The sequence below is a fragment of the Streptomyces sp. SirexAA-E genome (genome assembly GCF_000177195.2).
GTDB lineage: Bacteria > Actinomycetota > Actinomycetes > Streptomycetales > Streptomycetaceae > Streptomyces > Streptomyces flavovirens.
On the sequence record NC_015953.1, the window covers coordinates 4,891,482 to 4,912,000 of the forward strand.

Annotated in this window: 19 protein-coding genes and 2 tRNA genes; 14 read left to right on the forward strand and 7 right to left on the reverse strand. The window is 70.6% G+C overall.

Features of this window, described 5'->3' with window-relative positions; genetic code table 11:
• The first annotated feature begins 128 nt into the window (after nucleotides 1–128).
• The 4 genes from SACTE_RS21980 to SACTE_RS21995 all read left to right on the forward strand — a co-directional run bounded on the left by SACTE_RS21980 (nucleotide 129) and on the right by SACTE_RS21995 (nucleotide 3,983).
• Complete coding sequence (locus SACTE_RS21980; protein ID WP_026358941.1) at nucleotides 129–752, forward strand: M48 family metallopeptidase; 624 nt, start codon at nucleotides 129–131, stop codon at nucleotides 750–752.
• Between the two features lie 107 nt (nucleotides 753–859).
• Nucleotides 860–2,515: a TerD family protein gene (locus tag SACTE_RS21985; RefSeq protein ID WP_014048217.1), complete on the forward strand. Its 1,656-nt coding sequence runs from the start codon at nucleotides 860–862 to the stop codon at nucleotides 2,513–2,515.
• Between the two features lie 11 nt (nucleotides 2,516–2,526).
• Nucleotides 2,527–3,210, forward strand: coding sequence for an AIM24 family protein (locus SACTE_RS21990; protein WP_014048218.1), 684 nt, complete (start codon nucleotides 2,527–2,529; stop codon nucleotides 3,208–3,210).
• 17 nt (nucleotides 3,211–3,227) lie between these two features.
• On the forward strand, nucleotides 3,228–3,983 hold the full coding sequence (locus tag SACTE_RS21995) for an AIM24 family protein (protein WP_014048219.1): 756 nt from the start codon (nucleotides 3,228–3,230) through the stop codon (nucleotides 3,981–3,983).
• Nucleotides 3,984–4,050: 67 nt separating this feature from the next.
• On the opposite strand, the gene SACTE_RS22000 is transcribed toward SACTE_RS21995, so the two are convergent.
• The gene (locus tag SACTE_RS22000) at nucleotides 4,051–4,596 is read right to left on the reverse strand and encodes an NUDIX hydrolase (RefSeq protein WP_014048220.1); all 546 of its coding nucleotides are present in this window, start codon (nucleotides 4,594–4,596) and stop codon (nucleotides 4,051–4,053) included.
• On the reverse strand, nucleotides 4,593–6,053 hold the full coding sequence (locus SACTE_RS22005; RefSeq protein WP_014048221.1) for a zinc-dependent metalloprotease: 1,461 nt from the start codon (nucleotides 6,051–6,053) through the stop codon (nucleotides 4,593–4,595). Before SACTE_RS22005 ends, SACTE_RS22000 begins: the two co-directional genes overlap by 4 nt.
• 191 nt (nucleotides 6,054–6,244) lie before the next feature.
• Here SACTE_RS22005 and SACTE_RS22010 point away from each other — a divergent pair, with 191 nt between their 5' ends.
• The 4 genes from SACTE_RS22010 (at nucleotide 6,245) to SACTE_RS22020 (ending at nucleotide 9,521) form a co-directional block, all read left to right on the forward strand.
• Nucleotides 6,245–7,387: an SDR family oxidoreductase gene (locus SACTE_RS22010; protein ID WP_014048222.1), complete on the forward strand. Its 1,143-nt coding sequence runs from the start codon at nucleotides 6,245–6,247 to the stop codon at nucleotides 7,385–7,387.
• A gap of 118 nt (nucleotides 7,388–7,505) precedes the next feature.
• The gene (locus SACTE_RS22015) at nucleotides 7,506–7,970 is read left to right on the forward strand and encodes a molybdenum cofactor biosynthesis protein MoaE (protein ID WP_014048223.1); all 465 of its coding nucleotides are present in this window, start codon (nucleotides 7,506–7,508) and stop codon (nucleotides 7,968–7,970) included.
• 126 nt (nucleotides 7,971–8,096) lie between these two features.
• On the forward strand, nucleotides 8,097–8,267 hold the full coding sequence (locus SACTE_RS34665) for a hypothetical protein (RefSeq protein WP_014048224.1): 171 nt from the start codon (nucleotides 8,097–8,099) through the stop codon (nucleotides 8,265–8,267).
• A gap of 144 nt (nucleotides 8,268–8,411) precedes the next feature.
• Complete coding sequence (locus tag SACTE_RS22020) at nucleotides 8,412–9,521, forward strand: PDZ domain-containing protein (protein ID WP_014048225.1); 1,110 nt, start codon at nucleotides 8,412–8,414, stop codon at nucleotides 9,519–9,521.
• Nucleotides 9,522–9,549: 28 nt separating this feature from the next.
• On the opposite strand, the gene SACTE_RS22025 is transcribed toward SACTE_RS22020, so the two are convergent.
• Entirely contained in the window at nucleotides 9,550–10,110 is a 561-nt protein-coding gene (locus tag SACTE_RS22025; RefSeq protein ID WP_014048226.1) for a PPA1309 family protein, read from the reverse strand.
• Between the two features lie 136 nt (nucleotides 10,111–10,246).
• On the opposite strand from SACTE_RS22025, the gene SACTE_RS22030 reads away from it, so the two are divergent.
• From SACTE_RS22030 to SACTE_RS22045, 4 genes are all read left to right on the forward strand, one after another.
• Entirely contained in the window at nucleotides 10,247–13,243 is a 2,997-nt protein-coding gene (locus SACTE_RS22030; protein ID WP_014048227.1) for a UPF0182 family protein, read from the forward strand.
• A 42-nt stretch (nucleotides 13,244–13,285) separates the two neighbouring features.
• A tRNA-Met gene (locus SACTE_RS22035) sits at nucleotides 13,286–13,359 on the forward strand.
• A gap of 213 nt (nucleotides 13,360–13,572) precedes the next feature.
• Nucleotides 13,573–15,723 (forward strand): tetratricopeptide repeat protein, encoded by a 2,151-nt coding sequence (locus SACTE_RS22040; protein ID WP_051122635.1) that lies wholly within the window; start codon nucleotides 13,573–13,575, stop codon nucleotides 15,721–15,723.
• Between the two features lie 82 nt (nucleotides 15,724–15,805).
• Nucleotides 15,806–15,879: transfer RNA gene (locus tag SACTE_RS22045), tRNA-Met, on the forward strand.
• Nucleotides 15,880–16,008: 129 nt separating this feature from the next.
• Here SACTE_RS22045 and SACTE_RS22050 read toward each other — a convergent pair.
• Nucleotides 16,009–16,428, reverse strand: a complete 420-nt coding sequence (locus SACTE_RS22050; RefSeq protein ID WP_014048229.1) for a Fur family transcriptional regulator — start codon at nucleotides 16,426–16,428, stop codon at nucleotides 16,009–16,011.
• Between the two features lie 141 nt (nucleotides 16,429–16,569).
• On the opposite strand from SACTE_RS22050, the gene SACTE_RS22055 reads away from it, so the two are divergent.
• On the forward strand, nucleotides 16,570–18,039 hold the full coding sequence (locus tag SACTE_RS22055) for a catalase (RefSeq protein ID WP_026358940.1): 1,470 nt from the start codon (nucleotides 16,570–16,572) through the stop codon (nucleotides 18,037–18,039).
• A 100-nt stretch (nucleotides 18,040–18,139) separates the two neighbouring features.
• Here the strand turns inward: SACTE_RS22055 and SACTE_RS22060 are convergent, their stop codons facing one another.
• Complete coding sequence (locus SACTE_RS22060) at nucleotides 18,140–18,538, reverse strand: CBS domain-containing protein (protein ID WP_014048231.1); 399 nt, start codon at nucleotides 18,536–18,538, stop codon at nucleotides 18,140–18,142.
• 167 nt (nucleotides 18,539–18,705) lie between these two features.
• Nucleotides 18,706–19,506, reverse strand: coding sequence for a histidinol-phosphatase (gene hisN / locus SACTE_RS22065; protein WP_014048232.1), 801 nt, complete (start codon nucleotides 19,504–19,506; stop codon nucleotides 18,706–18,708).
• Between the two features lie 125 nt (nucleotides 19,507–19,631).
• Between hisN and SACTE_RS22070 the strand changes: the two genes are divergently transcribed.
• Nucleotides 19,632–20,072: a helix-turn-helix domain-containing protein gene (locus tag SACTE_RS22070; RefSeq protein ID WP_014048233.1), complete on the forward strand. Its 441-nt coding sequence runs from the start codon at nucleotides 19,632–19,634 to the stop codon at nucleotides 20,070–20,072.
• Nucleotides 20,073–20,099: 27 nt separating this feature from the next.
• On the opposite strand, the gene SACTE_RS22075 is transcribed toward SACTE_RS22070, so the two are convergent.
• Nucleotides 20,100–20,423, reverse strand: coding sequence for a multidrug efflux SMR transporter (locus SACTE_RS22075; protein ID WP_014048234.1), 324 nt, complete (start codon nucleotides 20,421–20,423; stop codon nucleotides 20,100–20,102).
• Nucleotides 20,424–20,519: the final 96 nt, after the last annotated feature.

Below are 20,519 nucleotides of genomic sequence, written 5' to 3' on the forward strand. Positions count from 1 at the left end.
AGATACGTGCCGAAAGTTATCCACAGGGCGCGGTATTAGTCGTTCAAATGGTGCGCGCCATGAAGACGATCATCTCGAACCGGAGGTGGGACGGGACTTCCCGTGCTCGCAGAGGGTAACGTCGTGGCGTGTCCGCCGACTCCACGTTCGGCCCCGCCGGGGAGACCCCCGCGCGCAGTGCCGGAAGCCCACAGCACAGCGCGGCAGCCCGCCGGCCTCCCGCGTCGGTGACGAGCGCGGTGGAGGTCCGCCGGAGCTCCCGGCGCAGCCGCACGGTTTCCGCCTACCGCGAGGGTGACCGCACCATCGTGCTCATTCCCGCCCGGATGTCCGAGGCCGAGGAGCGGCGGTGGATCGGGGTGATGCTCGACAAGCTCGCCGCCCAGGAGAGCAAGAAGGTGATCGGGGACAGCGAGTTGTCGGAACGGGCCGAGCGGCTGTCCGGCCAGTACTTCGGCGGCAGGGCCCGGCCCGCCTCGGTGCGCTGGGTCACCAACCAGAACACCCGCTGGGGGTCCTGCACCCCGGCCGAGGGCAGCATCCGTCTCTCCCACCGTCTGCAGGGCATGCCGGAGTACGTCGTCGACTACGTCCTCCTCCACGAACTGGCCCATCTCCTGGTGCCCGGCCACGGCCCGCGGTTCTGGCGCCTGCTGGAGGCGTACCCCCGTACCGAGCGGGCCCGCGGCTACCTCGAAGGAGTCGTGGCGGCCGAGCGGCTGCCCCACCTGCCCGCCGCGCGGGAGGCGTGACATTCGGCGGTTCTGTACCGGGTCTGTACCGGCTTGGCTCGATGGAGCGGTTTGCGGCTAGCCTGACGCGACGTATTCACCTTCGGGATGGGGGACGGTCGTTACGCATGGCCAGGGAATTCCAACGGGGCCACAAGGCCAAGATCAGTGATCTGACAGCAGGGACGGATCTGTACGTAGGTGTGCGGATCGCGGCCCCAGGCCTGGCGTTCGACATCAGCTGCTTCGGTCTCGACGCCGATGAGCAGCTCTCGGACGACCGGTATTTCATCTTCTTCAATCAACCGAAGTCGCCGGAGGAGTCCATTCAGCTCCTTGGCGCCCAGGCCGGTGACACCGAGTCCTTCCGCGTCACCCTCGACCGTATTCCGGCGAACATCCACAAGCTTTCCTTCACCGCCACGATCGACGGCGCGGGGCAGATGTCGCAGATCGGGCCCGGCTACATACGGGTCGTCGCGGGCGGCGAGGAAGTGGTGAGATACGCCTTCGACGGGACCGAGTTCACCACCGAACGCGCGGTCATGCTCGGCGACTTCTACCTCAAGGACGTCTGGCGGTTCGCCGCGGTCGGCCAGGGGTTCGACGGCGGGCTGGACGCACTGCTGAGGAACTTCGGCGGCGAGGTCGCCGAAGAGGAACCGCCCGCTCCGGCGCAGGGGGCCGCTCCGGGCTTCGCCCCGCCGGCCGAGACCTCCGCGCCCCCGGCCTTCGGTGTTCCGGCCGCACCCCAGGCCCCGCAGCCCGCACCGGCCTTCGGTGCCCCGCCCGCCCCGCCGGCTCCCGCCCCGCAGCACCAGCCCGTACACGCGGCACCGACCATAGTGGCGCCGCTCGCGCCCCGGCCCCCGCACGCACCGACCGCACCTCAGCCCCCTCAGGCGCCGATGCCGCCTCAGGCGCCGATGCCGCCTCAGGCACCCATGGCGCCCCAGGCCACAGGCCCCTACGGACAGCCGCCCCAGCCGCCGCAGTTCGGCCAGGTCCCCGGTCACATCCCGGGGCAGGGCGTCCCGCCACCCGCTCCGCCGTTCGGACAGCACCCGCCCGCCCCGTTCGGCCAGCAGCCTCCCGTACCGCAGGGCGGTGCGCCGCAGACCGGTGGAGGCCTCCAGGCCGCGCTCCAGCCCTACAAGGAGGCGGCCACCGGGCAGCGTTGGACGTCGCAGAACCAGCAGCTCATGCGGGCCGACCTGACCCTGGGCGACATGCCCGTCCTGGCACGCCAGGGCAGCATGGTGATGTACCAGGGCAAGGTCGACTTCGGCTACAAGGGTGCGGGCTTCGCCGGCCGCGTGGTCGGGAACGCGACGGGCCAGGAGATGCAGCTCATGCGCTGCACCGGCCGCGGCCAGGTCTTCTTCGCCGAGGACGGATCACATCTGCACCCGATCGAGCTGCAGGGCGACGGCATCTGCGTCTCCGCGGAGAACGTCCTCGCCTTCGACGAGTCGCTGCAGTACGAGGTCCGCAGGATCGAAGGGCACGGGATCCCCGGCGGCGCCCTGTTCACCATGCAGTTCCAAGGCACCGGCACCGTCGTCGTCAAGACGCACGGGGTCCCGGTGGTCCTGCCGGTCACCCCCACCACCTTCGCCGACTGCAACGCCGTCGTGGCGTGGTCGTCCGCCTCCCAGGTGATTGTCTCCAGCCAGGTCCGGCTCCGCCGCAACGCCTATCCCGGGCACAGCGGAGAGACCGTGAACCTCCAGTTCCGGGGCGCCCCCGGGAACTTCATCGTCGTCCAGCCCTACGAGGTCTGAGGGAGCCCGTCATGAACCAGCACCAACTCGCGGGCTACGCCCCGACCCCCGTCACGGCCCGGATGGAGAACCACGGCCACACGATGCTCAAGGTCGCCATGGCCACCGGCCAGGACCTCTACGCACGGACCGGTTCGATGGTGGCCTACGAGGGCTTCATCCAGTACGAGCCCAACCCGCCCGCCGTACGGCAGATCGCCTCGCAGTGGATCACCGGCGAGGGCGCGCCCCTCATGAAGTGCTCCGGTGACGGGCTCCTCTACCTCGCCGACTACGGCGCGGACGTCGTCGTCATCCACCTCGACAACGAGGCGCTGTCGGTCAACGGAACCAATCTCCTGGCGTTCGACAGCCACCTCTCCTGGGGCGTCGAGCGGGTCAAGGGCCTGGCGAAGTTCGCCGGGCAGGGGCTGTGGAACGTCGCGGTCCAGGGCACCGGCTGGGTGGCCATCACCTCACGTGGCACCCCGGTCGTCGTCGACTGCGGCCGGGGCGAGGACGAGACGTACGTCGACCCCGACGCGCTCGTCGCCTGGTCCCCGAACCTCAAGGTGAAGGGCAAGCGCAGCTTCAAGGCGGGCTCCCTGATCGGGCGGGGGAGCGGTGAGGCGTACCAGATGGCCTTCTCGGGCCAGGGCATCGTCGTCGTCCAGCCGAGCGAGGACAGTACCGACCGCCTGCGGATCCGGAACTGAGCGGGGGAGAACGCACCATGCAGAGCCCACTTTTCAACCACACGGAACAGCAGTCGCAGGACCGCTACACGGTCCAGAACCCGCAGCTCCTGCGGGTCTCGCTGACCGGTCACGACGACGTCCTCGCCCGTAAGGGCGCCATGGTCGCCTACCAGGGGCTCATGGAGTTCGACGGTGAGTACCAGTCGCACGGGCAGCGCAACGCCCGGCGCCGCACCGGCGAGGGGCTGGACCTGATGCGCTGCTCGGGCCAGGGCACGGTCTTCCTGGCCAACCTCGCCCAGTACGTCCACGTGGTCGACGTCGACCACGAGGGCATCACGGTCGACAGCGCCTATGTGCTCGCCCTGGACTCCTCGCTGCACACCGAGGTCATCGCGGTGGACAGCCAGTACGGGATCTCAGGCACCGGGAAGTACCAGCTGAACATCTCCGGGAACGGCAAGGTCGCCCTGATGACCTCGGGCCGGCCGCTGATGATGCAGGTCACGCCGGACAAGTACGTCAGCGCCGACGCCGACGCGATCGTCGCCTGGTCGAGCGCGCTACGGGTGCAGATGCAGGCCCAGACCCACTCCTCGGGCGTCTTCCGGCGCCGTGGCGACACGGGTGAGGGCTGGGAACTGAGCTTCCTGGGCCAGGGCTTCGCCCTCGTCCAGCCGAGCGAGGTCCTGCCCCCGCAGAACGCTCAGATCGGACAGGGCGCGGCGGCTCAGTTCGGCATGGGCCCGCACGGCGCGCACGGCCAGAACCAGAACAACGCCTGGAACTGACGCGGCAGGGCCCACACACGAGGGAGGGGGGTGGTCCCGGGCGGGGACCACCTCCTCGGGCACCGCCCTAGCCGCGGCCCTCCAGCCGGGCGCGGGAGTGCTTCAGCAGCCGTACGACCGAGGCGTCGGCCACGGCGGCCACCTCGTCGTAGCGGAACCAGCGCAGGTCCAGTGACTCGTCGCTGATCCGCTCCACGGCCCCGGACGGCACCGTCGCCGCGTACTGCACGTCGAGATGCCAGTGGCAGGGCGCGGGGATCGGATGGCGGTCCAGCCGCACCGGCCCACCGGGCAGCAGGACCAGCCCGGTGATCCCCGACTCCTCCGTGGCCTCCCGCAGGGCGGCCGCCGCCAGGGTGGCGTCCCGCGGTTCGCAGTGCCCGCCCATCTGCAGCCACATCCGCAGCTTCCTGTGCAGGGTCAGCAGCACCCGGCCGCGGTCCGGATCGATCACCAGCGCGCTGGCGGTGAGGTGCCCGGCACCGCAGGCCTTCCACATGCCGTCCGGGTGGGCGGCGAGGTGGTCCAGATACGCCTGCCGCAGTGGGGACTGCTCCGGGTCGTGCGCGTCGTACTTCTCGAGGACGGTGTGCGCGTCGTCGTGCAGGCTCACCGGTCGGTGTCGTCCTTGCCCTCGTCACGCGGGCCCTCGTCCTCGGGTCCGTCCTGGCCGTCCTCGTCCGGTTTCCCGGCGGGCGGCTTCTGGGGGCCCTTCGCCGCCTCCCCGAGCATCTTGTCCAGCTCGGAGAAGTCCAGCTGCTCGTGGTGCACGAAACCGTCCGGGTCGTCCAGGTCAGCCGCGGTCGGCAGCATGTCCGGGTGCTCCCAGAGCCCGTCCCGGCCGTCCACACCCCGGGCGTCCGTGAGCGAGGCCCACAGCCGGGAGGCGTCGCGAAGCCGGCGCGGACGGAGCTGGAGACCGATCAGGGTGGCGAAGGTCTGCTCGGCGGGGCCACCGGACGCCCGGCGCCTGCGCATGGTCTCTCGCAGCGCGTCCGCCGAGGTCAGCCGGGGCTTGGCGGCCTCGTGCACCACCGCGTCCACCCAGCCCTCGACGAGGGCGAGGGCCGTCTCCAGACGGGCCAGCGACGCCTTCTGCTCCGGAGTGTCCTCCGGCTGGAACATGCCCTGCTGGAGCGCCTCCTGCAACTGCTCCGGCTGCGACGGGTCGAACTGACCGACGACGTCCTCGAGCTTGCTCGTGTCGACCTTGATGCCGCGCGCATAGGCCTCGACCGCGCCGAACAGGTGCGAGCGCAGCCAGGGAACATGGGCGAAGAGCCGCTGGTGGGCCGCCTCACGCAGCGCGAGGTACAGCCGCACCTCGTCCTGCGACACGCTCAGGTCCTTGCCGAACCGCTCGACGTTCAGCGGGAGCAGCGCGGCCTTGCCGGCCGGCCCCAGCGGAAGGCCGATGTCGGTCGAGCCCACGACCTCCCCGGCGAGCACACCCACGGCCTGCCCGATCTGCTGACCGAACATGGCACCGCCCATCGACCGCATCATGCCGATCAGCGGGCCCGCCATGGCCTGCATCTCCTCGGGCAGCACATCGCCCATGGCCAGGCCGACGCGCTCCGCCACCGGGTCCACCAACTGCTGCCAGGCCGGCAGCGACGCCTCGACCCACTCCGCACGGCTCCACGCCACCGTCGAGACCGAACCGGAGGGCAGCGAGGTCACGCCGTCCAGCCAGAGATCCGCGAGACGCAGCGCCTCGTCGACCGCGGACCGCTCCGACGGGCCGACGCTGGCGTCCTTGCTGCCGTCCGGAGTGCCCTGCGACACGGTCTGGCGGGCGATCTGCTTGGCCATGTCCCAGTTGACCGGGCCGCCCTCGTAGCTCAGCATCTGGCCGAGCTGCTGGAAGGCCGCTCCCAGGTCGTTCGGGTTCATCGAGCCGAACATCGCGGCGAACGGGTTGTCCCCGCCCGCCCCCGGCCCGATACCGAACGGGTTCGCCGGCCCGCCCGAGCCCTGCCCACCTCCGGTGGGGTCCTTCTTCTTGCCCTCGTCGCCGTCTTCCGGCTCCTCCGGCGGAAGGCCGAATCCGAATGGGGTGTCACTCACGGGTTTCCTCGGCTCGTAGGGCCGCCGGCTGGAACCGACGGCGGCTGCCCGACATCACCATCCAGCGTAGACACCTGAGACCGCTCGAGGCCTCAGTGCTCCGCCGGCTCCCGGCCTGCGGCAGGATGGACGCCACCTGGTACGTACGCGTCTTTCCGGTACGTACTGAAGACAACCGCTGGAGACGCCCGGTGAGTTCCCCAGATCCGCAGGTTCGCGCAGCGCGAAACCTGACCGACCCCTCGGCCGAAAGCACGCCCGAGAAAAACCGCCCCGGGAACCGGGGCCCCGTCGTCGCGGTCACCGGCGCCGCGACCGGCGTCGGTGCCCTCCTCACCGCGCACCTCGCCGCCAGTGACGAGATCAAGCACGTCATCGCCCTCGACGAGCGCCGCGGCGACGTCTCCGAGGCGACCTGGCACATCCTGGACGTCCGCGACCCCGCCATCGCCGAGAAGCTGCGCGGCGCCGACGTCGTCGTGCACCTGGCGCTCGACCTCGACCTGGAGACCGACCCTGCGGCACGGACGGCGTACAACGTACGCGGCACCCAGACCGTGCTCACGGCCGCGGCTGCCGTGGGGGTGCACCGGGTCGTGCTCTGCACCTCGGCGATGGTCTACGGCGCCCTGCCCGACAACGACATCCCACTCGCGGAGGACGCCGAGCTGCGGGCCACCGCGGAGGCGACCGGCGTCGGCGACCTCCTGGAGATCGAGCGGCTCGGCCGCCGCGCCCCCCGAGCCCACCCCGGGCTCGACGTCACGGTCGTACGCCCCACGGTCCTGGTCGGCGGCACGGACACCGCCCTGACCCGCTACTTCGAGTCGCCCAGGCTCCTGGTCGTGGCGGGCTCACGCCCGGCCTGGCAGTTCTGCCACGTGGACGACCTGGTGACGGCCCTGGAGTACGCCGCGCTGGGGAAGATCGACGGGGAGTTCGCGGTGGGCTGCGACGGCTGGCTCGAGCAGGAGGAGGTGGAGGAGCTCTCCGGGGTGCGCCGCATGGAGCTGCCGTCCGCCGTCGCCCTGGGGGCCGCGGCCCGGCTGCACCGCATCGGTCTCACCCCGTCCCCGGCCGGAGACCTCGCCTACACGATGCACCCCTGGGTCGTCAGCGTGAGCCGGCTGCACGACGCGGGGTGGCGGCCGCGCTGGAGCAACGAAGAGGTGCTCGCCGCACTTCTGGAAGAGGTCGAGGGGCGCCACACCGTCGCCGGCCGACGGCTCGGCCGCAAGGACGCCACAGCCGCGGGCGCGGCGGGGGCGACCGTCGCCCTGCTGGGCACGGCCGCGCTGGTCAGGCGGGCCCGCAAGGCACGCCGTCGCTTCTGAGCGTCCGGTTCCGCAGGGGTCCGACCGCGCGCTCCTGTAGGACGCTCCAAGGCGACCGGTGCCTCCCCGGTCGAAAGCGCAATTCCGGGATGCCGGTGCCGTACGGCACGATGGGTGCATGGCACGCACCCACGACGACCATCCCGGCGAGCAGGCCGCCCCGGACCCCATCCGGCTTCTGGACATCCGGGAGACACCGCTCTCGGTCGACGAGGTCTTCCGGGCGGTGGGCGACGACGCGGCCGGGGGCACCGCGCTCTTCGTCGGTACGGTGCGTGACCACGACGGCGGCCAGGACGTCGGCGCGCTCGGCTACTCCTGCCATCCGACGGCCGTCGAGGAGCTGCGCCGCGTGGCCGAGAAGGTCGTGGCGAACTTCCCGGTACGGGGTCTCGCCGCCGTCCACCGCGTGGGTGAGCTGGCGGTAGGCGATCTGGCGGTGGTCGTCGCGGTGTCCTGCGCCCATCGGGGTGAGGCGTTCGAGGCCTGTCGCACGCTCATCGACGACCTCAAGCGCGAGGTGCCGATCTGGAAGCACCAGCGTTTCTCGGACGGCACGGAGGAATGGGTCGGCGCCTGCTGATCGCAAACCGTCCGCGGCGAGATCAGCCCCGATTTGCGTAACCCCACCCCTGCCACGAGCGTTGTCCCTGCACCTGGTTAATCTTCTGATCGTCAGTTGCGGTCGCTCATGGACAGGGAGGTCGTAATGGCAGCACTCGCATGGCTTCTGATTCCGCTTATCGCTGCTCTCGGCGCGGCGATATGGGGCGGGTGGGCGGCCCGTAACCGCACGACAGGCGATGTCACCGAACTCGCCGGCTACGCCCGGTTCCGTGAAGCGATGGAGAAGTCGCACTCCGGTTCCGAAGCTGTCTGAGACGGCGGCAGCTTTCAGCGGTTGCCGATCCCGCGTTTCGCCCGCTCTGTCCCGGCGCTCTCCGCGCGCAGAGCGGCCCTCCCGCCGCTCCGTTCGGACCGGCCCCGACGGTGCACGGACAGGCCCTTCCCGTACTGTCGTTCCATGCCACGCCGCACCGCGACGATGCTCGCCTCCACACTGATCCTGATCGCGCTGCTCTGCGCGGGCGTGCTGATCCCCGTGCCGTACTCGGAGATGTCCCCGGGACCCACGGTGAACACGCTCGGTGACGCGCGTGGCGAGCCGGTGCTGCAGATCAAGGGTCACAAGACCTACCCGACGTCCGGGCACCTCAACATGACGACCGTCCGGGTCACCGGCGCCGACTACGACATGAACATCGTCGAGGCCGTCTACGGCTGGCTGGCCCACGACAGCGTGATCGTGCCGCACGACACCCTCTATCCGGACGGCAAGACGGAGGAGGAGTCCACCCAGGAGAACGCCGAGGAGTTCAGCCAGTCCCAGGAGAGCGCCAAGGTCGCCGCCCTGAAGGAGCTGAAGATCCCCGTCACCTCCCGGGTCGTGGTCTCCACGGTGGTCAAGGACAGCGCCGCCCAGGGCAAGCTGCACGCCGGCGACGTGATCGAGGCGGTCGACGGGACCGCGGTCACGAAGCCCGAGGACGTCGCGAAGCTCGTCACCCTGCGCAAGCCCGGTGAGAACGTCGTCTTCACGATCGTGCCCGCGAAGACGGCGGCCGCGGCCGCGAAGGCGGGCAAGGAGCCCCAGGGCTCCGAGGAGATCACCCTCACCACACGGAAGGCGCCCTCCGAGGACCCGGCGAACCCGTCGGAGGACCGGGCGATCGTCGGCATCCAGGCGGGGACCGACCACACCTTCCCGTTCGAGGTCGACATCAAGCTCGCCGACGTCGGGGGGCCGAGCGCCGGGCTGATGTTCTCCCTGGGCATCATCGACAAGCTGACGCCCGGCGACCTGACGGGCGGTGAGTTCGTCGCCGGTACGGGCACCATCGACGACGCCGGGAAGGTCGGGCCGATCGGCGGCATCAACATGAAGCTGGTCGGGGCCCGCAACGCGGGCGCCCGCTACTTCCTGACCCCCGACGACAACTGCGCCGCGGCGGCCGCCGACACCCCGAGCGGACTCACCCTGGTCCGGGTGAAGACCCTCGCCGACGCCAAGAAGTCCCTGGACACGATCCGCTCCGGGGATCCGGCCGGCCTGCCGAGCTGCTCGGCGGGCTGAGCCCGGCCGGGCAGCCCGGACCCGCGGATCAGGACTCGAACGTCGCGGCGAGCGCCTCGGCCAGCCCCGGCACGAGGCCGGAACCGGTCAGTACCTCGGTCGGGGAGTCCTTCTCGCGCAGCCGCACCGCCGAGTCGCGTGCCCCGTCCCGCAGCACGGCCACGGTCATCCGCACCTCCTGCCGGTCGGGGTGCGCGGCCACCCACTCGGTCAGCCGGGCGTCGCTCAGCCCCTCCGGCACGGAGGCCTCCGCGGACGGCGGCAGCATCAGCCGCTCCACGGTGAGCGCGCAGCCGGCCACGGCGTCGGGCCAGGCGATCGTGGCGAGGAACTCGTCCAGCGCCGTCCCGGCGGGAAGCTCCTCCTGCTCCACGGGGGTGAGGGCGGCGCCCGACGAGGACGGGTCGTCGAGCCCCAGTTGGGCGGCGAGACCCGGCTCCTGGGCACGCAGCCGGGCGGTGTCGACGAGGGCGAACAGACGAGCGGGCTGGTCCCAGCCGAGGGTCGCGGCGTAGGCGTCGATTTCGAGGACGGCGACGGTCAGAGGACTCGACGCCATCGGGGGGCCTGAGGGGGAAACATTGGGCATGCCCAATATCCTGCCTCCTTCCGCCCCGGGAACGGGAACTAGGTAAAGCCTCAGTAAGTTGCATAGGTGGGCTCTACGATCGCTGGGCCCGCTTCACACGACCGCGAACTTCGAGGTGCGCACGTTGGCTTTCCAGATGCCGGACCGCGGCGGAGGCCCGACCGGGCCACGGATCAGAGTCGGCCGCCCGTCCCGGCGCGTCCGTACCCTGCTCATGACATTGGGCGTCCTGGTGGTTCTCGCCATGGCCTTCGTCATGTTCGCCGGGTTCTGGACGGACTGGCTCTGGTACAGGTCGGTCGCGTATTCATCCGTCTTCACCACCACCCTGTGGACCAAGATCGGCCTGTTCCTCGTCTTCGGACTGCTGATGGCGCTCGCCGTCGGTCTGAACATCTGGCTCGCGCACCGGCTCCGGCCGCCGCTGAGCGCGATGTCCTTGGAGCAGCAGAGCCTGGACCGCTACCGGATGAGCGTCGCCCCCTACAAGAAGTGGGTGCTGCTCGCGATCACCGCGCTCGTCGGACTGATCGCCGGCGCGTCCGCGTCGGGTCAGTGGCGTACGTGGCTGATGTACGTCAACGGCGTGTCGTTCGGTCAGAAGGACCCCCAGTTCAAGCTGGACGTCTCCTTCTACGCGTTCGACCTGCCGTTCTACCGCTTCCTGCTCGGCTTCGGCTTCGCCGCGACGGTGCTGTCGCTGATCGCGGCGGCGCTGACCCACTACCTCTACGGCGGGCTGCGGGTCACCAGTCCCGGCGCCCGGGCCACGGGGGCGGCCACCGGCCACCTCTCCGTGCTCCTCGGCGTCTTCGTCTCGCTGAAGGCGGTGGCGTACTGGCTCGACCGGTACGGCCTGGCCGTGAAGAGCAGTGACTTCAAGGCCACGGACAACTGGACGGGTCTGCGGTACGTCGACGCCAACGCCTATCTTCCGGCGAAGACGATCCTCTTCTGCATCGCCGTGATCTGCGCCGTGCTGTTCTTCGCGACGCTCTGGCGGCGCACCTGGCAGCTGCCGGTGATCGGCTTCGGCCTGATGGTGCTCTCGGCGATCCTGATCGGCGGCCTCTACCCGGCGATCGTGCAGAAGTTCCAGGTCCAGCCGAACGAGCAGGCCAAGGAAGCCCCGTTCATCCAGAAGAACATCGACGCCACGCGGGACGCCTACGACATCGACGACGCACAGGTCGACGACTACGCGGGCACCAGCACGACCGATGACAGCAGCAAGCTGAGGGCGAGCGCCGACTCCGCCGCCAGCTACCGCGTGATGGACCCGAACGTCGTCTCGCCCGCGTTCCAGCAGCTCCAGCAGAAGAGGAACTACTACCAGTTCCCCAAGACGCTGGACGTCGACCGCTACAAGGGGGCCGACGGCAAGGAGCAGGACACCGTCATCGGCCTGCGCGAGCTGAACCTCCAGGGCCTCCCCAAGCGGAACTGGATCAACGACCACTTCACGTACACCCATGGCTACGGTGTCATCGCGGCCCGGGGCACCACGACGGGCACCAACCCGACGGGCTCCCCGGACTTCACGGAGTCGGGTCTGCCCACCACGGGTGACCTGGGCAAGTACGAGCAGCGCGTCTACTACGGCGAGAAGACCGAGCAGTACTCCATCGTCGGCGGGCCCCAGAAGGAGCTCGACTACGAGGAGGACGGCGAGAAGACCACCAGTTACCAGGGCGACAGCGGCGTCAGCCTCTCCAACGCCTTCAACCGGGCGGCCTACGCGGTGTCGTTCAGCGAGCCGCAGATCCTGTACTCCGGAGCCATCGGCGACGGTTCGCGGATCCTCTACAACCGCACCCCGAAGGAGCGCGTCGAGGCGGTCGCGCCCTGGCTGACCATCGACGGCGACGCCTATCCGGCGGTCGTCGACGGCCGGATCCAGTGGATCGTCGACGCGTACACCACGACCAACGGCTATCCGTACGCCTCGCGTACGACGCTCGGGGACACCACGGCCGACTCGCTGACCACCAACCAGCGCGCGGTCGTCGCCCAGCAGAACCAGGTCAACTACATCCGGAACTCGGTGAAGGCCACCGTCGACGCGTACGACGGCAAGGTCAAGCTCTACGAGTGGGACACCGAGGACCCGGTGCTCAAGACGTGGCGCAAGGCGTTCCCCGGCACGGTGAAGTCCCGGGCGGACATCCCGCAGCAGCTCATGGACCACCTGCGCTACCCGCAGGACCTGTTCAAGGTCCAGCGCGAGCTGCTGACCCGCTACCACGTCGAGAACCCGGCCCAGTTCTACAGCGGCAGTGACGCCTGGCAGGTGCCGGACGACCCGACCAACAAGGAACCGGGCTCCGTCCCGCCGTACTACCTGAGCATGAAGATGCCGGGACAGGACTCGCAGAAGTTCTCCCTGACCACGACCTTCACCCCGAAGGGGCGCCCCAACCTGGGGGCGTTCATGGCGGTGGACGCGGACGCGGCCAGCAAGGACTACGGCACGATCAGACTGCTGAGAGTCACCAGTACGGTCAAGGGCCCGGGCCAGGTGCAGAGTGAGCTCAACGGCAACGACGACGTCGCCGAGTTCGTGAGAAACCTCAAGGGCACCGACTCGGACATCGAGTACGGCAACCTGCTGACGGTGCCGCTCGACGGAGGATTCCTCTACATCGAACCGGTGTACACGCGCGGTGGCACGCAGAACTACCCGCTGCTGCGCAAGGTCGCCGCGTCGTACGGATCGAAGATCGTCTTCGAGAACAGCCTCGGCGAGGCGCTCAACGAGGTCTTCGGGGTCGAGGAGTCCGATACGACGACACCGCCGACCGAGCCACCGGGCGACACCACGGAGCCCCCGGCCACCGGGGACGCGGCGCTGAAGAAGGCCATCGCGGACGCCCAGAAGGCGTACACGGACGGTGAGACGGCGCTCAAGGAGCAGGACTGGAAGGCCTACGGCGAGGCCCAGGCGGCCCTGGAGGAAGCGCTCCAGCGTGCTGCGGCGGCCCAGCCCAAGGCGTCCGGCGGAGGTGGCGGCAGCCCGGGTGCGTCCGATGCCGACAAGCCGGACAAGGCCGATCCGGCGGACAAGGCCGGCGCCCCGGCCAAGACGGATCCGGCGGACAAGGCCGACGGGGAGGCCGGCGACCAGGGCGACTGAGAAAGCACCACCCCGCGTCGTGGTACGGTTTGGACACAACGACGCGGGGTGGAGCAGCTCGGTAGCTCGCTGGGCTCATAACCCAGAGGTCGCAGGTTCAAATCCTGTCCCCGCTACTGAAGACGAAGGCCCGGATCCTTTCACGGATCCGGGCCTTCGTCGTGTGCGGCGCGGCTTTCTCAAGTAGTCGGTGTGAAGTGCGGTTCGCGGGGCACGAGTTCAGGCCGAACGTGTTTCACTTGTCTCTCTGTGGGCATGTCGACAAAACGCTGTAGTGACCTCACTGGGCGCGGTATACCAGGTGTACGCGGGTCACGGGTGGTGGGACGATGGTATTTATGGGGGACAGGGCAACTCTGTTGGAGACAGGGCGGTTTGTGCAGCGACGCGGCCGGACGGCGGAAAACGTGGCAGATGCGGTGTTCGCCGCTGCCGTCGCCGAGGTCGAGGAGGCGGCCGTAACCCTTGACGGAAACCGCCTCGACGCACCTCGCACCGGCTCCACCGGCCGGTCCGTGGTCGCTCCGCGGTCCCCGTCGGCCGCGGAGGAACCGGGTGGCGGGGAGTCGCGTCCCGGAGTGCCGGACGCCCCGGATCCGTACGTGACGGGCTCGCGCGCCGTGGTGCCGCGCGCCGGAGCCGAGTCCGGCGACGGGACCGCCGACGCGACGGAGCCCACGGACCACGCCGAGGCCGAGGCGCGGCACCGCCGGGCGGCGGACGCCGGTGACACCGCTTCCATGAGCGTCCTGGGCGCCCTTCTGCTGCGTCGTGGCGAGCTGGACGGCGCCGAGGCCTATCTGCGCGCGGCCACTGCCGAGGGGGACCGCGCGGCCGCCAACAACCTGGGCGTCCTGCTCCATCAGCGCGGATACGCCGAGGAGGCGGCCGGATGGTGGCGCATCGCCGCCGTCGCCGGATCCGCCGCGGCGGCGCACGCCCTGGGGCGCCACTTCCGGGAGCGCGGGGACGAGCCCGGCGCCGAGTACTGGCTGCGCCAGTCCGCGGAGCAGGGGCACGCGCTCGGCGCGTACGCGCTGGCCGATCTGCTGGAGCACCGAGGTGACGCCGGGGCCGAGCGCTGGCTGCGGGCCGCCGCCGAGCAGGGGCACCGGGAGGCCGCGTACCGGCTGGCACGCGCCTTGGACCGCCGTGCCACCGGAGACACCTCCGACGCCTTCGGACCCGGCCGCAGGCCCGGCCAGGGCGACGCGGCCGAGCTGGGCGACCTCGGTCCCGGCGTGCCCAGGAAGCGGGAGGAGGCCGCGCCGGGCCGGGGCGAGGCCGAGCAGTGGTACCGGCAGGCCGCCGCGCGCGGTCACCGGCGTGCCGCCCTGCACCTCGGCGCCATCCTGGAACGGCGCGGAGAGCTCAAGGAGGCCGGCCGCTGGTACCTCACGGCGGCCAAGGAGGGCGAGCCGCGCGCCGCGTGCGCGCTCGGCTTCCTGCTGCGCGACGCCGGGGACGAGGAGAGCGCGGCCGTGTGGTGGCTGCGGGCGGCCCAGGACGGCGACGGCAACGCGGCCAACGCGCTCGGCGCACTCCACGCGGCCCGTGGCGAGCAGCAGACGGCCGAGCGCTGGTACCGCACGGCCATGGACGCGGGCGACGTCAACGGCGCCTACAACCTCGGGCTGCTCTGCGCGGCGCAGGACCGTGTGGCCCAGGCCGAGCAGTGGTACCGCCGTGCCGCCTACGCCGGACACCGCGAGGCGGCCAACGCGCTCGCCGTGCTGCTACTCCAGGCCGGGGACGCCTCCGGAGCCGAGCCGTGGTTCTCCAAGGCGGCCGAGGCGGGCAGCGTGGACGCCGCCTTCAACCTCGGCATCCTGCACGCGGGACGGGACGAGGACGGCGCGGCGCTGGACTGGTACCAGCGTGCGGCGGCGGCCGGGCACACCGACGCCGCCCTCCAGGTCGGGATGGCCCTGCTCCGCGACGGTGAGGAGCACGAGGCCGAGCGCCACCTGCGCTGCGCCGCCGGAGGTGGCAGTGCCGAGGCGGCCTTCCGGCTGGCCGGGGTGCTGGACCTGCGCCGCCCGCCGTCCGGCCGCCCCGCGCTGGGAGAGCCCATGCCCGAGAAGACCGAGTGCGAGGAGTGGTACGAGCGGGCCGCCGAGCAGGGCCACCGCCGCGCCCAGGTCAGGGCCGGCATGCTCGCCGCCGCCCGGGGCGACCTGGCCGAGGCCGCCCGCTGGTACCGCGAGGCCGCCGAGTCGGGGAGCCGCAACGGGGCGTTCAACCTCGGCCTGCTCCTCGCCCGTGAGGGCAGCGAGCGGGAGGCCGCCCTGTGGTGGAGTCGCGCCGCCAACGACGGCCATGGCCGGGCGGCCCTGCGTCTCGCGCTGCTCGCCGCCCGCCGGGGTGAGCTCACGGAGGGGCAGCGCTGGTGCGCGAGGGCCGTCGAGCTCGGGCCGGAAGAGGTGGCCGAGCGGGCCGCCCGGCTGCGGGAGGCGCTTCACCAGGAGCTCACCGCGTGAGGCGTTCTCCCGGTGGGCTCAGACGTCCGCCGAATGAATTTGCGCTGGTCCACGGGGTGTCGTAGAGTTACCAACACAACGACGCGGGGTGGAGCAGCTCGGTAGCTCGCTGGGCTCATAACCCAGAGGTCGCAGGTTCAAATCCTGTCCCCGCTACTGAAGACAGAGGCCCGGATCCTTCCAAGGATCCGGGCCTCTGTCGTATGCCCTCGGTGATGCGGCGACCCGTGGGAGGCGTGCGGAGGGCCGCCGTCGCGGGCGGGCCGGTTTCCCCGCGAGGGCGCGTCAGGCGGTCGCGGCGCAGTTCGGACAGATGCCCCGGTAGGTCACCTCGACGTCGGAGACGGTGAAGCCGAAGCGCTCGTCGGCCGGCAGGTCCGCCAGCGGGTTCCCCGACGGGTGTACGTCGCGGATGGCGCCGCAGCGCGCGCACACCAGGTGGTGGTGCGGCCGGTGGGCGTTCGGGTCGTACCGCTTCGCCCGGTGGTCGGTGGAGACCTCGATGACCTCGCCGAGGGACACCATCTCGCCCAGCGTGTTGTACACGGTGGCGCGGGAGATCTCCGGAAGCCGGTCGACGGCCCTCGCGTGCACCTCGTCCGCGGTCAGATGCACATGCTCCCCGTCGAGCACCTCGGCGACGACGCGCCGCTGTGCGGTCATGCGCCAGCCGCGCCCGCGAAGTCGTTCAAGGAGGTCACTCATGGGATCCAGCCTAACAGTGAGGGGACCGAGTCCCGAATGGGTGTGACTTTGGATGTTCGCTTGACTTGGACAAAGTCCATTGTAGGATCGTTAACGGCATTGGCCAAGGGACAGGCTGCGCAGGACACCACCGCGCAGGACATGACGCAGGAGGCGCACGTGACGCAGGGACCGCTCACCACGGAGGCCGGCGCGCCGGTAGCCGACAACCAGAACAGTGAGACCGCAGGCCCCGGTGGACCGGTTCTCGTTCAGGACCAGGCGCTTCTGGAGAAGCTGGCCCACTTCAACCGGGAGCGCATCCCGGAGCGCGTCGTGCATGCCCGGGGAGCCGGCGCGTACGGCACGTTCACGCTGACCCGTGACGTCTCGCAGTGGACGCGTGCGAAGTTCCTCTCGGAGGTCGGCAAGGAGACCGAGACCTTCCTGCGCTTCTCCACCGTCGCGGGCAACCTCGGCTCGGCCGACGCGGCGCGTGACCCGCGCGGCTGGGCGCTGAAGTTCTACACCGAAGAGGGCAACTACGACCTCGTCGGCAACAACACCCCGGTGTTCTTCATCAAGGACGCCATCAAGTTCCCCGACTTCATCCACACCCAGAAGCGCGACCCGTACACGGGCTCCCAGGAGGCGGACAACGTCTGGGACTTCTGGGGCCTGTCGCCGGAATCCACCCACCAGGTGACCTGGCTCTTCGGTGACCGCGGCATCCCGGCCTCGTTCCGTCACATGAACGGCTACGGCTCGCACACGTTCCAGTGGAACAACGAGGCCGGCGAGGTCTTCTGGGTCAAGTACCACTTCAAGACCGACCAGGGCATCAAGAACCTCACCACCGAGGAGGCCGTCCGCCTCTCCGGCGTCGACCCGGACAGCCACCAGCGCGATCTGCGTGAGTCCATCGAGCGCGGTGACTTCCCGACCTGGACGGTGCAGGTCCAGATCATGCCGGCGGCCGAGGCGGCCACGTACCGCTTCAACCCGTTCGACCTGACCAAGGTGTGGCCGCACGAGGACTACCCGCCGATCGAGATCGGCAAGCTGGAGCTCAACCGCAACCCGGAGAACATCTTCGCCGAGGTCGAGCAGTCGATCTTCAGCCCGGCGCACTTCGTACCCGGCATCGGCCCGTCCCCGGACAAGATGCTCCAGGGCCGCCTGTTCGCGTACGGCGACGCCCACCGCTACCGCGTCGGCATCAACGCCGACCACCTGCCGGTGAACCGTCCGCACGCCACCGAGGCGCGTACCAACAGCCGTGACGGCTACCTGTACGACGGCCGGCACAAGGGCACGAAGAACTACGAGCCGAACAGCTTCGGCGGCCCGGTCCAGACCGACAGGCCGCTCTGGCAGCCCGTCTCCGTCACCGGCGGTACGGGCAACCACGAGGCCGCCGTCCACGCGGAGGACAACGACTTCGTGCAGGCCGGCAATCTCTACCGGCTGATGTCGGAGGACGAGAAGGGCCGGCTGATCGACAACCTGGCCGGGTTCATCGCGAAGGTGTCGCGCGACGACATCGCCGATCGCGCGATCAACAACTTCCGTCAGGCCGACGCGGACTTCGGCAAGCGGCTGGAGGTCGCGGTCCAGGCCCTGCGCGGCTGACACGGGCGCTTGCCGTAGGCGGCGGGCCGGATCCCCCGGGACTTCCCGGGGGATCCGGCCCGCGGTCGCGTGCGGACCCCGGCCCGGGAGGCCGGGCGGATCAGACCAGTTCGGCCGGCCTCTGCCGGGCGGGCGTCCAGCACCGGATGATGTCGCGTACCGAGACGATGCCCACCGGGCCGTCGTCGTCCAGCACGATCAGGTGCCGGAAGCCCCCGTGCGTCATGGCCCCGGCGGCCTCGTCGAGGGTCCACACGGGAGAGGCGAAGACGACGTCGGTGGTGGTGTGGGCGCCGGCGGTCTCGATGTCCGGGTCCTGCCCGCAGCCGACCGCGACGAGGATGTCGCGCTCGGTGAGGATCCCGAGGCCGCAGGTGTCCGGGTCGTGGACGACGGCGGCTCCGATGCGGCGGGCCGACATCAGCCGGGCCGCCTGGCGGAGGGTGTGGGCGGGGCCGATGGTGAGGACCACCGTGCTCATGGCGTCGCGGACAAGCATGAAGGAAGCCACCTCCTGCGGGGGCGCGAGTCATGGACCGGCTCTTCGTGAGCCGATTCACAATTTCACAAGTGGGGGGACTCTCAGAGTCGCACCGTCGCGCGGCCGGTACAAGGGGCGCGTGAACCGCGAAGGGGGCGTGCGGACCGCCCAAGGGGCGTGCGGGCTCAGTAGCGCTGGTTGAGGTACCCCAGCAGCTCGGTGTGGAGCAGCCCGTTGGAGGCGGCCGCGTTGCCGCCGCCCGGCCCCGGGACGTCGTCGAGGCTGGTGAACCGGCCGCCCGCCTCCTGGACGATGATCGCGTTCGCCGCCATGTCCCACAGGGAGAGCTCGGGCTCGGCACAGATGTCGACCGAGCCCTCGGCGACCATCATGTACGGCCAGAAGTCCCCGTACCCCCGGGTGCGCCAGCAGGCCCGCGTCAGGTCCAGGATGCCGTCGAGCCGGCCCTGCTCCTCCCAGCCGGTCAGTGAGGAGTACGCGAACGAGGCGTCCGCGATGCGCTCCACCTTCGACACCCGCAGCCGGGTCGCGGAGGTGAGGCTGCGGCCGGAGAAGGCGCCCGCGCCCTTCGCCGCCCACCAGCGGCGGTTCAGCGCCGGGGCGGAGACCACGCCGACCACCGGCTGGAAGCCGTCCTCGCCCGCTTCCATCAGCGAGATCAGCGTCGCCCAGACGGGCACGCCCCGCACGTAGTTCTTGGTGCCGTCGATCGGGTCCACGACCCAGCGCCGGGGTCCCGTGCCCTCGACGCCGAACTCCTCGCCGAGGATCGCGTCGCGCGGCCTGGCCCGGTGGAGGTGCCCGCGGATGAGCTCCTCGGCGTGTTTGTCCGCCTCGCTCACGGGCGTCATGTCCGGCTTGGTCTCGACCTTGAGATCCAGGGCCTTGAACCGGTCCGTAGTCGCCGCGTCGGCGGCGTCCGCCAGCACGTGGGCCAGGCGCAGGTCATCGTGGTAATCGGGCATGCCGTCACAGTATCCACCGGCACCCGTCCGGGCTACACAGGCCCGGGCGGTGGGGGCACGCGCCCTTGACAGCGTCCGACGGCGCGTCAACTCTGAGGCGCCGGGCCCCGGCACGGGAGGCGGCCATGCCCACAGCCCGAGAAGTCCTGCTGGACACCGCCGTCTCGGCGCTCGCCGCACGGCCGTGGGGCGAGGTGCGGATGCGGGAGGTCGCGGCCGCGGCGGGCGTCTCCCGGCAGACCCTCCACAACGAGTTCGGGGGCAAGGACGGTCTGGGCCGCGCGCTGATCGGACGGGCCGCCGACGACTACCTGGCCGGGACCGACGAGGCGCTCGGCACGCATGCGGCCACCGGGCAGGGGCCGGTGGAGCTCGCCCTCTGGACGGTCCGGGCGGCGCGCGGGAACGCGCTGGTCAAGGCGTTGCTCACGGGTTTTACGCGGTGGCGCCCCCGGTCGCCGCTGCCTCCCCGGTCGGCTCCGACGCCGTACGGCTGGTCCGGGAGGCGCTGGCACGGCATCCGGCGTGCTGAGCGCTCCGGTCGCACAGAAGGTCGAGGGGTGTAGGGGCGGCGGGCCGCTCCGCGGCAACCATCAGTGCGAGGAACCGGACAGCTGGAGCCCGATCACACCGACGATCACCAGCGAGATCGACACCAGCTTGAGCGTGGAGACCACGTCGTCGAGGAAGACCATGCCGTAGATCGCCGTACCGGCCGCCCCGATGCCGGTCCACACCGCGTACGCGGGCCCGACGTCGAGCTTCTTCAGCGACATCGTCAAGAGCCCGAAGCTGCCCAGGGCGAACGCGCAGAACGCGATCGTCGGCCAGAGGCGGGTGAATCCGTGCGACAACTTCAGGCACACGGCGAAACCGGTCTCCAGCAGTCCGGCGACCACGACCAGCAACCACGCCATCGTCAGGTGCCTCCCACGTAGGTGACCTTCGTCTCGCTTGGCGATTATGCCCTGACCGGCCCCGGTAACCCGTGGACGTGCCCGAGTCGGTCCTCA